This window comes from Rhizobium sp. L9 (genome assembly GCF_002531885.1).
In the GTDB taxonomy this organism is placed as follows: domain Bacteria; phylum Pseudomonadota; class Alphaproteobacteria; order Rhizobiales; family Rhizobiaceae; genus Rhizobium.
Genome location: NZ_NWSZ01000008.1, coordinates 142,817 through 155,612 on the forward strand (window position 1 = coordinate 142,817; position 12,796 = coordinate 155,612).

The window sequence follows — 12,796 nt, forward strand, 5'->3', positions numbered from 1 at the left end:
GAAAATGGCAACAGGGTCGGAAAGAGGCTTTCGACGCCTTATTCGACGACTTTCGGCACCAGGAAAAAATTATGGTCGGTGACCGGCGCATTGGCGACGATATCGGCGGCCTTGTTGCCGTCGGTCACCTCGTCGGCCCGCTTTTTCATCGCCATCGGCGTCACCGACGTCATCGCCTCGACGCCATCGACATTGACTTCGGAGAGCTGCTCGACGAAGCCGAGGATGCCGTTCAACTCGCCGACCATGCGATTTGCCTCATCTTCGGAGACGGCAATACGGGCAAGTTTGGCGACGCGCTTCACGGTGGCAAGATCGACGGACATGGCATTCTCCGGATAGGATTTTTCCCACCCGCTATAAAGGCCATGTCCGCCCGGTGCAACGGGGTTTCGTCAGATCGACAGGCTCTCGGCAGGCTTCAGCGCCCTCGCCTCAGTCTTCGATCCCTCCATGCCGGCGACGAATTTATCGGCCGTCTGGTCGATGATCGGGAATGTACCGTAATGGCAGGGGATCGCGGTCTTGAAGCTGAAATAGCGCTGGCAGGCGAGTGCCGCCACCGCGCCGCCCATGGTGAAGCGGTCGCCGATCGGCACGAAGCCGATATCGGGCTGGTGCAGTTCGTTGATCAGCGCCATGTCGGAGAAGATGTCGGTGTCGCCCATGGCGAAGATCGAGGCTTCGTCGTCGAAGTGCAGCATCAGACCATTGGCGTTGCCGAGCGCATGCGAGACGCCGTCCTCGGTGATCTGGGCCGAGGAATGCAGCGCATTGGTGAAGGTCGCGGAGAAGCCGCCGAACGTGACCGTGCCGCCGGTATTGCCCATCTCGATCCTGTCGACGCCCTTGGAGCCGAGCCAGGCGGCAAGATCGGCATTGGCGAGCACGACCGCACCCGTTTCCTTGGCAAGCGCCACGGTGTCGCCGACATGGTCGCCATGGCCATGGGTCAGCAGGATATGGGTGATGCCTGCGGACACATCCTTGATGTCCTGGCCGGAAAAGGAGGCGTTGTGGCTGAGGAAGGGATCGAGCAGGATCTTCGCCTTTGAGGTCTCAATGCGGAAGGCGGAATGGCCGAGCCAGGTGATCTTCATGAAATCTCTCCTTACGTGATGCAAAATCTGATTTCGATGGTAAGGACATATCTCACGCCCCGGCAAAGGAAAGCGGCGGCGGCTTCAATTTCTTTTGACGGGATGAAACGGCAATGACGGTGCTGACGATCGAGCAAATGGCTGAAATCCTTGCTCCCGGGCAGGCGATCGCCGGTCTCGACCTCGGCACCAAAACGATCGGCCTTTCGATGTCCGATCTCGGCCGGCGTTTCGCCACGCCACGTCCGGTGATCCGCCGCGTCAAGTTCACCGTCGATGCGCAGGCGCTGCTGGACTTCGCGGCGGTGGAAAAGGTTGCCGGTTTTATCATCGGCCTGCCGATGAATATGGACGGATCGGCGGGGCCGCGCGTGCAGGCGACGCGCGCCTTCGTGCGTAACATGGAGCAGAAAACGGTGCTGCCCTTCGTCTATTGGGACGAACGGCTTTCGACGGTCGCGGCCGAACGGACGCTCATCGAAATGGACGTCTCACGCGCCAAGCGAGCCGAACGGATCGATTCGGCCGCGGCAAGCTTCATCCTTCAGGGGGCCCTCGACAGGCTGTCCTCGCTCGCAAGGTCTGCGGGAGACGAATCCAGCGCCTGACGCGCCTTCCACCAGGCGGCGATCAACTTCCGCTTTCTGAAGCCGAGGATGGCGAAGACGATGAGACTGTCCACCGCAATGGCGCGAGCAACGAGCGGCGGAATGGTTTCCGGCGGAATGCCGAGGGCTTCGCCATAAATCGCGAAAGTCAGGTCATGGACCTGCCGTGTCAGCATGAAGATGCCGAAATTCATGTCGTAATAGGAGAGCCAGTACCATGCGCCCAGAAAGACGATAGGACCGGCCCAGAAGACTAGAAACCACTTCATGCGGCTTCTCCTCCCTGCTTGCGGGCGATGGGCAGATCGAGGGAAACCAGCCAGGTCGACAACGCCATGATGCAAAGCACCAGCGTGGGAATTGCGATATCGAGCGCCAGGATTGCGAAGAACATCATTGCCGTCACCAGAATTGCGGCTTTCGCGATCTTGCTTCCCATGGGCGTCAACTCGCAGGTTCTCACTCGTATCATCTCTGCTCCCCGCCACACTGTCCGGTTAACCAGCCCCACGCAACGTAAACCATTCGTTAAGGTTAACGCCGCGCCGCCTCCCTGTGGATGAATGGGGTCAGCCGTAGACGCCGCGCACGAGACGCTTCAGTGCCGTCGCGGCCTTCTCCCAGTCCTTCGACGTCTTCAGCGACAGGCCTGCACACTGGCCGCCGGCTGCGCCGGAAAGCACGAGGTACTGAATCGCCGCGATCACGACGGCATTGACGGCTGCCGCATCCACGCCCTTCGGCGGCGCCAGCGAACCGCGCATGCGATCCAGCCAAAGGGCGAGAGCCTTCGAACGGGCCTCGGACAGCCGCCTCACCTGCTCGGTATGTTCCGATACTTCCCAGGCGAGGATGCGGCGCATCAGCGGATCATTTCTCAAGGCGTCGAGCAGGAGAAGCGCCAGCCGCTCCATCAGATCGCCATAGGTGAGCATGAACATGCCGCCGGCATCTTCCGGAATGCGATCCCTCACCCACGTGCCGAGATCCGCGCCGATCGCCTCGACCAGACCGTCAAGTCCGCCATAGTAGCGGTAGATCAGCTGCTTGTCGCAGCCGGCGCGGCGGGCGACCGCATTGATGCCGAAATTCTGGAAGCCCTCCTCCGCCAGCAGGCCCTTGGCGGCGGCAAGGATGGCGCGCTCGGTGGCGCCGCGATCGCGCACGCGCCGTTCCGGCTCCGCGCCGACCCCGGGCGAATTATCAAAATTTTCAGCTTCATTCAGCACGACCGACCCTTCCCCACTGTCACCAATCGGTGAGTAGCGGGGAGACCTTATTCGATCAATCCTATCCCCTTGGGATGATTGTGGATATTTCCTCCGGCACTCAGAATTCGGCGCCGAATGGCTGCGGAAGGCGGATCGAAACCTTCTAGAAATCTCGTCCCGACGGTTGATCGCAATAGACGAACCCGGCATAGCTGCATTATGAACAAATCTAACAATCTCCGCTAAGGCCCTGCAATGGTGAATTATATCGAAGCCTCCTCCGCGCCGCCGAAGAATACGGGCGCCATCCGGCTTTACGATGCGCAGGCATTTGAAGGCATGCGCAGGGCGTGCCAGCTGACCGCGCGCTGCCTCGATGCACTCGCCGATATCGTCAGGCCCGGCCTCCTTACCGACGAGATCGACCGATTCGTATTCGATTTCGGCATGGATCACGGCGCCTTTCCTGCGACGCTGAATTATCGCGGCTACACCAAATCCACCTGCACCTCGATCAACCACGTCGTCTGCCACGGCATTCCTAACGACAAGCCGCTGCGCGAAGGCGATATCGTCAATATCGACGTTACCTTCGTGCTCGACGGCTGGCATGGCGATTCGAGCCGCATGTATCCGGTCGGCACGATCAAGCGGGCAGCCGAGCGGCTGCTCGAGGTGACCTATGAATCTCTGATGCGCGGCATATCGGCCGTCAGGCCCGGCGCCCGCACCGGCGCGATCGGCGAGGCGATCCAGACCTATGCGGAGGCCGAGCGCTGTTCGGTGGTGCGTGATTTCTGCGGCCACGGCGTCGGCCGGCTGTTCCACGATTCGCCGAATATCCTGCATTATGGCCGCGCCAATGAAGGACCGGAGCTGCGCGAAGGCATGATCTTCACCATCGAGCCGATGATCAATCTCGGCCGGCCGCATGTGAAGGTGCTTGCCGACGGCTGGACGGCCGTGACCCGCGACCGCTCGCTTTCGGCGCAGTATGAACACACGGTCGGCGTCACCGCCGAGGGCTGCGAAATCTTTACGCTGTCACCGGGTGGCCTCGACCGGCCCGGACTGCCGCCGCTTGCCAGGTAAAGATCTGATGGCGAAGCGGCCTGTTGCGACATCTTCCGACGACAAGCTGCCTTTCGAGACTGAAGAGCCTGTTGTCGACGAACGCTCGTTCTTCGGCGGCCGGCCGCGAAAACCAGCCGCGCCGAACGCCCGGACCGCCCTACCCGCCTCGCTTTCCGGGCCGGAACATTATCATGGTCATCGCGAGCGGCTGCGTGACCGCTTCCGCGAACTGGGCGATACGGCGCTTGCCGATTACGAAATCCTCGAACTCCTACTTTTCCGGCTGATCCCGCGACGCGACACCAAGCCGATCGCCAAGGCGCTCATCGAACGATTCGGCTCTCTCGCCGGCGTCTTTGGCGCGCCGGCGGCGCTACTGACGGAGGTGAAGGGCGTCGGCGAGAATGTCGCCCTCGACCTGAAACTGATCGCCACCGTCGCTCACCGGACCCTGAAGAGCGAGATCAGAAGCAAGCAGGTTCTCTCCTCCTGGTCCTCGGTCATCCAGTACTGCCATGCCGCCATGGCGCATGAAACACGAGAACAATTCCGCATTCTCTTCCTCGACAAGCGCAATGTGCTGATCGCTGATGAGGTGCAGGGCCGCGGCACGGTCGACCATACGCCGGTCTATCCGCGCGAGGTGGTCAAACGCGCGCTTGAGCTTTCGGCGACGGCGATCATCCTCGTGCACAACCACCCCTCCGGCGATCCGACGCCCTCGCGCGCCGATATCGACATGACGAAGGTGATCGTCGAGGCAGCCAAAGCGCTCGACATCACCGTCCACGACCACATCATCATCGGCAAGGACGGCCATGTCAGCCTGAAGGGGCTGAAGTTGATGTAATCCCGCCGCCTTGAGACGTGACTACATAACCATCGCCCGCCCCGAAGCCCTCCACGGAGACGACATGTCGAATGGTCCCAATGCGGTTCTCACTTCCGATGAGATCGACGCGATAGCGCGTGACGTCGTTGCAGAAGGACAGGCGGGCCGCACGTCGGCGGCATGGCAGAAGATCCAACCATTTCGAAAAGCCCAGCGTCACCAGACTGAGGCCGCGATGGCATTGTTATGGATTGTTGACCAACAAAGCCTCACAAGAGAAGACGCAACAGACGTTCTTTCCGAGATCGCAGATGCCCACGAAGACAATATCGATATCCTTTCGGCGATCGGACTATGCCTGGAATCCGTCCGCGACATCGATGATCTGAACGCGCCACCGCCGGAACACCCGATATTTCAGTCGATGGCCGCGACGCTGGACCGCTTAGCCAAGCTTCATGACGGGCGGCCTGAACAGGAGCAGATACTGCGCGGGCTCGCCACGTCGGCGCGAATGATGGCACGCCAGATGGATGCAATCGCCGAGAACAGTCTCCGGAAACTGACGGAAATCGATCCACGGAACAGCGCGCATCAATACAATTTGGGCCTTTTCTACAAGACGCGGGGCAGATTCGCAGAAGGCGTAGCGGCGGGCCTGGCTGCTGCAAGCTTGCAGCGGGAGGTTATCGACAGCACCGAGTGGAACCTTGGAATCTGCGCCACGGGCGCAGGGGACGCCGAGACCGCTTTGGACGTGTGGAAGCGGATGGGTCAGAAGATCGAGCTTGGGCGGTTCGGGTTACCGGAAGGCGGGTATGCGGCCTGCAAGGTGAGACTTGCCCAGCGGCCTCTTGCTGAGCGGACGGCGGACTCGGATGATCCAGGGGAGGAGGAGACCGTATGGATCGAGCGTCTAAGTCCATGTCATGGCATTATTCGCAGCGTACTGTTCGGCAGTCTCGGCGTCGACTATGGCGATGTCGTCCTCATGGACGGCGCTCCGATTACGTATCATACCTACGGTGAACAAGAGGTCCCGGTCTTCCCGCATCTGGCAACGCTTGTGCGCCGGAACTACCAGTTTTTTGCTTTCGCGGGCACGCAAGAGACAGCAGGGCAACTGATCGATCTAAGCGGGGAATTGGACGAGGACGCCATTATCTATTCACACACCGAAAACTTTAGGAGCATGTGCGCAAATTGCTGGCGCAACCCCGACATCGATCACGCCGATCATGAGAAAATGGAAAAACACGTCGTCACCGGTCGCATTGCCGCGCCGCCCGACATCGCACCTGCACGACTTCTGGATCTGATTGATAGGGGAATCGAAAAGCGAAAAACTTGCCAGCTCTATGCGCCCGATCTCTGCGCAGCGGCGGGGCAGTTGGCGCGCGAGCGGAGCGACAGACGTCGGTTTACTCTATTGACGGATAATTAGCGACATTCCTGCACGGAAAGGTCGCGGCCGAGCGCGCGCTGGACCGGCGGTCCGATCAGCGGCGCTCTGCTGCTTCTTCCCGGCGGCAGCTGCTGACGCTCATTCTGCCGTTCGACCCGGAGGCCGCAGGCAAGCATCTGAGGCAAGCGAAGACTGCGGAAAGCTTCAGTTGACAGCGGTCGCCGGCGCGGATTCTATGCAATCCTGCGCCGCCACTCTGAATAATAGCCGCCCGCAAATGCCGAGAAGATAAAGCTTCATGACGATCTCCAGCGGTAACACTGATCGATCGACCCGGCTCTGCCGCGATGCGCTCTGCCTCGATGACTTTGAAATGAGGGCACGGCGGCATCTGCCGAAGCCTCTGTTCGGTTATATCGCCGGCGCGACCGAGACCAATGCGTCGCTGCGGCATAACGCAGAGGCCTTCAAGGCCTATGCCTTTCGGCCTCGTGTACTTCGGGACGTCTCGGGGCGCGGCACTGAGACGACCCTCTTCGGCAAAACCTATGCCGCACCGTTCGGCATTGCGCCGATGGGGATCAGCGCGCTGATGGCCTACCGGGGGGACATTGTGCTCGCGCAAGGAGCGGACCAATCGGGAATCCCGATGATTATAAGCGGTTCGTCACTCATCCCCCTGGAAGAGATCGCGGCGGTTTCGCCACAAGCATGGTTTCAGGCCTATCTCCCCGGCGAACCCGACCGCATCGACGCTCTCATCGATCGGGTCGCCGCGGCCGGCCTCACCACCCTTCTGCTGACCGTGGATACCGCCACGCTGCCCAATCGGGAAAATAATGTAAGGGCGGGCTTTTCGACACCTTTGCGTCCCGGAATCCGCTTGGCATGGCAGGGCATCTCGCATCCCCGCTGGACAACCGGCACATTCCTGCGCACGATCGTCCGGCACGGCATTCCGCATTTCGAAAATTCCTACGCCACAAGAGGCGCGCCGATCATCTCTTCGAACGTCACGCGCGATTTCGGCAAGCGTGACCATCTCAATTGGAGCCACTTGGAGCGGATACGCAAGCGGTGGTCCGGCAAGCTCGTGGTCAAGGGGATCATGCATCCTGAAGACGCGGCACGGGCTGCAGATACCGGAGCGGATGGCGTGATCGTCTCCAATCACGGCGGCCGCCAGCTCGACGGCACCGCATCTCCCCTTCAGGTCCTCCCGGAGGTTGCTGCACGTGTCGGAGACAGCATTGCCGTCATGATCGACGGCGGCATCCGGCGTGGAACGGATATCATAAAGGCCCTCGCGCTTGGCGCCTGTTTCGTGTTCGTGGGCAGGCCGTTCCTTTATGCTGCAGCCGTCGCGGGGCTACCGGGCGTGCTCAGGGCGGCGGATATCCTGAAGACGGAACTGCATAGCAACATGGCGCTGCTCGGGGTCATTGGGGTGAGCGATATTTCCACCGACTACATCACTCGCGTATGAACAACCGTCGCGCGCTGACATCGATATGACGAAGGTGATCATCGACGCGGCGAAGACACTTGATATCACTCTCGACGACCACATCATCATCGGCAAGGACGGCCATGTGAGCTTGAAAGGGCTGACGCTGATCTGAAAAGCACAGGTCCGCCTGAAACGGCAGCCGTAAAACAATCTGTAACATTGACCGGCTACCGATAGAAGAGCGACATTTTTGTCGCAAATGATTCCATTTCAAGTCCGAGGCTAGAGGATGTTTCAGTACGATCTCGTTGTGGTGGGTAGCGGTCCCGCAGGGCGCCGCGGCGCGATCCAGGCTGCGAAACTCGGCAAGAAAGTGCTTGTCATCGAACAGGGCAAGCGCGTCGGCGGCGTGTCCGTCCATACCGGCACCATCCCTTCGAAGACGCTGCGCGAGACCGCGCTCAATCTCTCCGGCTGGCGCGAGCGCGGCTTCTATGGGCGATCCTACCGCGTCAAACAGGAGATCAGTGCGGAAGACCTGCGTCGCCGCCTGCTGATTACCCTCAACCATGAAGTGGAAGTGCTCGAGCATCAGTTCGCCCGCAACCGTGTCCACCATATGCGCGGCAAGGCAAGTTTTATCGATTCCACCACCTTGCAGGTCATCAAGGATGACGGCGAAGCGCTGACGGTGAGCGGCGCCAGCATTCTCCTTGCCGTTGGCACCAAGCCTTTCCGCCCGGATTACATGCCATTCGATGGCAAGACAGTGCTCGACAGCGACGAACTGCTTGATATCGAAGAGCTGCCGCGCACCATGGTCGTCATCGGCGCCGGCGTTATTGGCATCGAATATGCGACGATCTTCTCGGCCCTTGATACTGCCGTGACGGTGATCGACCCGAAGTCGACGATGCTCGACTTCATCGACAAGGAAATCGTCGAGGATTTCACCTATCAGCTGCGTGACCGCAATATGAAGCTGCTGCTTGGCACGAAGGCCGAGAAGGTCGAGCGGCTGGATAGCGGCAAGGTCCAGCTGATGCTCGACAACGGCCGTCATCTTGTGACCGACATGGTGCTCTTTGCCGCCGGACGCATGGGAGCGACCGACGCGCTGAACCTTCCGGCCATCGGACTGGAGGCTGACAGCCGTGGCCGCCTGAAGGTCAATCCCGAGACCTTCCAGACATCGGTTGCCAACGTCTACGCCGCCGGCGACGTCGTCGGCTTTCCGAGCCTTGCCTCGACCTCGATGGAACAAGGCCGCATCGCCGCGCGTGTGGCAATCGGCGCGGTCGCCAAGGAGCCGCAGAAATATTTCCCATACGGCATCTATGCGGTGCCGGAGATCTCGACCTGCGGTTTGACCGAAGAGGAAATGAAGGAGCGCGGCATCGCCTATGAATGCGGCATTGCCCGCTTCCGCGAAACCTCGCGCGGCCATATCATGGGCCTCGATACCGGGCTTCTGAAGCTGATCTTCTCGCTGAAGACCCGCCGACTGCTCGGCGTGCATATCGTCGGCGAGGGCGCCACCGAGCTGGTGCACATCGGTCAGGCGGTGCTCAATCTGAAAGGCACGGTTGAATATTTCGTCGAAAACACCTTCAACTATCCGACGCTCGCCGAAGCCTACAAGATCGCCGGCCTCGACGCCTGGAACCGGATGGGTGACATCAAGTCGGAACTCTGAAGGCCCGACGGCAGCGCCCATCTGATTCCGCCAGCCAAGATGGAGCCGAGAGCTTGCGCATCATTTCACTGAATGCATGGGGCGGCCGACTGCACGAGGCCCTGATCGCCTATGTCAAGCAGGCTGACCCTGATGTGCTGTGCCTTCAGGAGGTGCTGCGGGCGCCGAATGCGGATAGCGGATGGTCGATATACCGGGATGCGGGGCTGGAACTGCCGCAACGTGTCAATCTGTTTCAGGAAATCAGCGCCGCCCTGCCCGCCCACGACGCCTTCTTCTGCCCGACATCGCGAGGTGAGCTTTTCAATGGCGACGCCGCCATTGTCGCGGAATTCGGGTTGGCGACCTTCGTCCGCAAATCACATTCCATCATCGCACAGTCGCAGGACTTCGTGCATGGCAGTTTTTCCGCCGATGGCTGGGGTGAACATCCCAGACCGCGCAACGCCCATTGCATTCGCCTCTTCAGCCATGCGCACGGCCGCGCGGTGACCATCGCCCATATGCATGGCCTGCGCGATCCCGCCGGCAAGGGCGATACGGCGCAGCGCGAACAGCAGGCGCTGGCATTGGCCGACCTCATCGGGCGGATCTGGCCCGGCGACGAAGGGCTCGTGGTCTGCGGTGACTTCAATGTGCTGCCCGACAGCGCGACCTTTCGCATCCTTGCCCGGTCGGGCCTTTCCGATCTCGTCACCGGAAACGGCCTTGTCGACACGCGAACCTCCTACTATCTGAAGCAGGGCCGCTTCGCGGACTACATGCTGGTTACGCCTGACGTGGAGGTTGCCAGGTTCGAGGTGGTCGAATCGCCCGAGGTCTCCGACCACCGCGCATTGCTGCTCGATATCGCGTAGTATATTGAGGGATGCGCTGTGCGAAACTTCTGCGCGCAGTTTCCTGTTTTTACGCCTTGGTTTGAACCCTGATCAATCGCATCGATACGCCGTGCCTGACTTGTGCCTTCAACTCCCTTTTGCCTCCGGGCAGACGTTTCTAGAGAAAGATAGATACTCTTGCCCCATGCTTCGGAAACCGCGCGCAGACGTTTTCAGCTCATCCTGATCAAGCCGTCTCACTATGACGATGACGGCTACGTCATCCGCTGGTGGCGGGCGATGATCCCGTCCAATTCGCTCGCGGCCCTCTACGGCATCGCTGCCGAATGCGCCGAACGCAAGGTGCTCGGGCCGGATACCGCGATCGACATTACCGTGATCGATGAAACCAATACACGGATCGATTTTGCCGGGCTGCTCGCCCAGTTCAAGCGCCACGGCAATTTCGGCATGGTGGCGCTGGTCGGCGTCCAATCGAACCAATATCCGCGCGCGCTCGACATTGCCCGCCCCTTTCGCAATGCCGGCCTGCCCGTCTCAATGGGCGGCTTTCATGTGTCCGGCTGCCTGTCGATGCTCGACGGCACAGCGGTTGGGCTCGATGCCTGCCGCGATATGGGCATCTCGATGTTCGCCGGCGAGGCCGAGGGGCGGCTCGACATGGTGCTGCTTGATGCCGCCGCCGGCGAGCTGAAGCCCCTCTATAATTTCATGAACGACCTTCCAGGCATCGGCGGCACGCCGGTTCCTTTCTTGCCGAAGGACAACATCCAGCGCACGCTCGGCCTCAGCACCAGCTTCGATGCCGGACGCGGCTGTCCCTACCAGTGCTCGTTCTGCACCATCATCAACGTGCAGGGTCGAAAATCGCGTTTCCGCTCGGCCGACGACGTCGAAAAGCTCGTGCGGATGAACTGGGCGCAGGGCATCCACAAGTTCTTCATCACCGACGATAATTTCGCCCGAAACAAGGATTGGGAAGCGATCTTCGACCGGCTGATCGACCTCAAGGAGCGGGATGGCATTCCGCTCGGCCTGATGATCCAGGTCGATACGCTCTGCCACAAGATCCCCAATTTCATTGAAAAATCCAAGCGCGCCGGCGTCACCCGTGTCTTCATCGGCCTCGAAAACGTCAATCCGGATAATCTGACTGCCGCCAAGAAAAACCAGAACAAGATCACCGAATATCGCAAGATGCTGCTCGCCTGGAAGGCGCAGGGCATCATGACGCTCGCCGGCTATATCCTGGGCTTCCCCGCCGACACGCCGGAATCGATCCGCCGCGACATCGCCATCATCCAGGAAGAGCTGCCGCTCGACGTCATCGAGTTCTTCATCCTGACGCCGCTTCCCGGCTCCGAGGACCATCAGGTTCTGTGGAAGAAGGGCGTCGAGATGAATGATGATCTCAACATCTACGATGTCGAGCATGTCTGCACGTCCCATCCCAAGATGAGCAAGCAGGAATGGGAAGACATCTACCACGAGGCCTGGTCGCTCTATTATTCGCCCCATCATATGAAGACGCTGCTGCGCCGCGCCGTTGCGACCGGAGTGCCGCTGGCAAGGCTCGTCAAGGTTCTCGTCTCCTTTGCAACCACGGTGCCGCTGGAAAACGTGCATCCGTTGCAGAGCGGCCTCTTGCGCCTGAAGACGCCGTCGGAGCGGCGTCCGGAACTCCCGCGCGAACATCCGCTGGTCTTTTGGCCCCGTTTTGCCTGGGACACCTTCCGCAAACATGCTTCGCTCGCCGGCACGATTATCGGACTGACGATTTCGGCCTTCCTGATTTCACGGGATGCCAAGTCGAAGACCTATATGGATCAGGCTCTGACGCCCGTCGCCGACGACGAAGAAGAAACGCTCCACCTCTTCACCCAGACATCAGGCGGCGCCGCAGCCGTCAGCCATGTCAGGAAAGTCGCGCAACTGACGGGGCATTGAGCGGAAATTCTTGCAATAGCGGCCGACTCCCCGCCGGCCAGAGATCACAGGCGACATCAAGGCGAAGCTTGGAGGCTCCGACTTTGATTCGGCTAAAGCGCGTCGCGACCTCCCAGAGACGCGCCACGCTCTATGCGATTTGGATCATCCGGCTCGTCTCGGCCACTTGTAGCGTGTCGACGAATTCGACGATCTTGACGGGTTTGCCATCCTGGAAATGGATCTTGTCGACGAATTCCGTTGAGAAGGTTACGCCCGATGGGATGTGTCTGACCTCGCCTTCACGATGGGCAAAGACCATCTGCTCGTCCTCATCCACATAGATGCCGGTCGTCCTGACCTTGGATAGGTCCCATGCCGTGATAAGCTGCGTTATCGTTTGGCGAAAGTCATGCCCGCCCGATTCGATCGTCAAAGGCGCCAGCCGTGCATTGCCGACCATGCGAAAGGTACAACCCTCGCCGAACAGCGCAAGCGTACCCTCGATGTCGCCACGACCACGCACAGAATAGATTTCCTCTACCAGCGTCTTCATGTCATTTTTTGCGGTCATTTCCAGGTCCTCCATTACCCAACGCTCTCGGTTTTTATGCATGTTGATCCCGGGCAACATGCGCCAGTAAAATCTGCGCCG

General features: G+C 60.3%; 14 protein-coding genes and 1 pseudogene. 9 read left to right on the forward strand and 6 right to left on the reverse strand.

Going from position 1 to position 12,796, the window contains the following annotated elements; genetic code table 11:
- Positions 1-38: 38 nt before the first annotated feature.
- On the reverse strand, positions 39-326 hold the full coding sequence (gene gatC, locus CO660_RS10545; RefSeq protein WP_011425142.1) for an Asp-tRNA(Asn)/Glu-tRNA(Gln) amidotransferase subunit GatC: 288 nt from the start codon (positions 324-326) through the stop codon (positions 39-41).
- Between the two features lie 69 nt (positions 327-395).
- Positions 396-1,100 carry a metal-dependent hydrolase gene (locus CO660_RS10550; protein WP_097598632.1) on the reverse strand — a complete coding sequence of 235 codons (705 nt, stop codon included), beginning with the start codon at positions 1,098-1,100 and terminating at the stop codon, positions 396-398.
- A gap of 113 nt (positions 1,101-1,213) precedes the next feature.
- Here CO660_RS10550 and ruvX point away from each other — a divergent pair, with 113 nt between their 5' ends.
- A complete protein-coding gene (gene ruvX / locus CO660_RS10555) occupies positions 1,214-1,708 on the forward strand; it encodes a Holliday junction resolvase RuvX (protein ID WP_097598633.1) in 495 nt (164 codons plus the stop codon).
- Here the strand turns inward: ruvX and CO660_RS10560 are convergent.
- The 3 genes from CO660_RS10560 to CO660_RS10565 form a co-directional block, all read right to left on the reverse strand.
- Complete coding sequence (locus CO660_RS10560; RefSeq protein WP_085777997.1) at positions 1,645-1,977, reverse strand: DUF6105 family protein; 333 nt, start codon at positions 1,975-1,977, stop codon at positions 1,645-1,647. The two genes, ruvX and CO660_RS10560, sit on opposite strands and share 64 nt — an antisense overlap.
- Positions 1,974-2,147 (reverse strand): hypothetical protein, encoded by a 174-nt coding sequence (locus CO660_RS33260; protein ID WP_176536264.1) that lies wholly within the window; start codon positions 2,145-2,147, stop codon positions 1,974-1,976. Before CO660_RS33260 ends, CO660_RS10560 begins: the two co-directional genes overlap by 4 nt.
- Before the next feature lie 130 nt (positions 2,148-2,277).
- A complete protein-coding gene (locus CO660_RS10565) occupies positions 2,278-2,937 on the reverse strand; it encodes a TetR/AcrR family transcriptional regulator (protein WP_097598634.1) in 660 nt (219 codons plus the stop codon).
- 237 nt (positions 2,938-3,174) lie between these two features.
- Here CO660_RS10565 and map point away from each other — a divergent pair, with 237 nt between their 5' ends.
- The 8 genes and pseudogenes from map (at position 3,175) to CO660_RS10605 (ending at position 12,162) form a co-directional block, all read left to right on the forward strand.
- Positions 3,175-4,011 carry a type I methionyl aminopeptidase gene (gene map, locus CO660_RS10570; protein WP_085777995.1) on the forward strand — a complete coding sequence of 279 codons (837 nt, stop codon included), beginning with the start codon at positions 3,175-3,177 and terminating at the stop codon, positions 4,009-4,011.
- A gap of 7 nt (positions 4,012-4,018) precedes the next feature.
- The gene (gene radC, locus CO660_RS10575; RefSeq protein ID WP_097598635.1) at positions 4,019-4,843 is read left to right on the forward strand and encodes a DNA repair protein RadC; all 825 of its coding nucleotides are present in this window, start codon (positions 4,019-4,021) and stop codon (positions 4,841-4,843) included.
- Between the two features lie 64 nt (positions 4,844-4,907).
- Positions 4,908-6,269: a prenyltransferase gene (locus tag CO660_RS10580; protein WP_097598636.1), complete on the forward strand. Its 1,362-nt coding sequence runs from the start codon at positions 4,908-4,910 to the stop codon at positions 6,267-6,269.
- Positions 6,270-6,528: 259 nt separating this feature from the next.
- Positions 6,529-7,716, forward strand: a complete 1,188-nt coding sequence (locus tag CO660_RS10585) for an alpha-hydroxy acid oxidase (RefSeq protein ID WP_097598637.1) — start codon at positions 6,529-6,531, stop codon at positions 7,714-7,716.
- Between the two features lie 4 nt (positions 7,717-7,720).
- Positions 7,721-7,852 (forward strand): annotated as a pseudogene (locus CO660_RS10590) (JAB domain-containing protein); the annotation flags it as partial.
- A gap of 117 nt (positions 7,853-7,969) precedes the next feature.
- On the forward strand, positions 7,970-9,376 hold the full coding sequence (gene sthA / locus CO660_RS10595) for a Si-specific NAD(P)(+) transhydrogenase (protein WP_085777991.1): 1,407 nt from the start codon (positions 7,970-7,972) through the stop codon (positions 9,374-9,376).
- A 53-nt stretch (positions 9,377-9,429) separates the two neighbouring features.
- Complete coding sequence (locus CO660_RS10600; protein WP_097598638.1) at positions 9,430-10,233, forward strand: endonuclease/exonuclease/phosphatase family protein; 804 nt, start codon at positions 9,430-9,432, stop codon at positions 10,231-10,233.
- Between the two features lie 159 nt (positions 10,234-10,392).
- Positions 10,393-12,162 carry a radical SAM protein gene (locus CO660_RS10605; RefSeq protein WP_097598639.1) on the forward strand — a complete coding sequence of 590 codons (1,770 nt, stop codon included), beginning with the start codon at positions 10,393-10,395 and terminating at the stop codon, positions 12,160-12,162.
- Positions 12,163-12,292: 130 nt separating this feature from the next.
- Here CO660_RS10605 and CO660_RS10610 read toward each other — a convergent pair whose 3' ends face one another.
- Positions 12,293-12,715 carry a nuclear transport factor 2 family protein gene (locus CO660_RS10610; RefSeq protein WP_097598640.1) on the reverse strand — a complete coding sequence of 141 codons (423 nt, stop codon included), beginning with the start codon at positions 12,713-12,715 and terminating at the stop codon, positions 12,293-12,295.
- Positions 12,716-12,796 lie beyond the last annotated feature (81 nt).

What these genes read in the sequence shown, in the direction of transcription:
- map (WP_085777995.1), top strand. Translation starts at nt 3,175, where the DNA reads ATGGTGAATTATATCGAAGCCTCCTCCGCGCCGCCGAAGAATACGGGC.
- CO660_RS10550 (WP_097598632.1), bottom strand. Translation starts at nt 1,100, where the DNA reads ATGAAGATCACCTGGCTCGGCCATTCCGCCTTCCGCATTGAGACCTCA.
- gatC (WP_011425142.1), bottom strand. Translation starts at nt 326, where the DNA reads ATGTCCGTCGATCTTGCCACCGTGAAGCGCGTCGCCAAACTTGCCCGT.
- ruvX (WP_097598633.1), top strand. Translation starts at nt 1,214, where the DNA reads ATGACGGTGCTGACGATCGAGCAAATGGCTGAAATCCTTGCTCCCGGG.
- CO660_RS33260 (WP_176536264.1), bottom strand. Translation starts at nt 2,147, where the DNA reads ATGGGAAGCAAGATCGCGAAAGCCGCAATTCTGGTGACGGCAATGATG.
- sthA (WP_085777991.1), top strand. Translation starts at nt 7,970, where the DNA reads ATGTTTCAGTACGATCTCGTTGTGGTGGGTAGCGGTCCCGCAGGGCGC.
- radC (WP_097598635.1), top strand. Translation starts at nt 4,019, where the DNA reads ATGGCGAAGCGGCCTGTTGCGACATCTTCCGACGACAAGCTGCCTTTC.
- CO660_RS10585 (WP_097598637.1), top strand. Translation starts at nt 6,529, where the DNA reads ATGACGATCTCCAGCGGTAACACTGATCGATCGACCCGGCTCTGCCGC.
- CO660_RS10560 (WP_085777997.1), bottom strand. Translation starts at nt 1,977, where the DNA reads ATGAAGTGGTTTCTAGTCTTCTGGGCCGGTCCTATCGTCTTTCTGGGC.
- CO660_RS10580 (WP_097598636.1), top strand. Translation starts at nt 4,908, where the DNA reads ATGTCGAATGGTCCCAATGCGGTTCTCACTTCCGATGAGATCGACGCG.
- CO660_RS10610 (WP_097598640.1), bottom strand. Translation starts at nt 12,715, where the DNA reads ATGACCGCAAAAAATGACATGAAGACGCTGGTAGAGGAAATCTATTCT.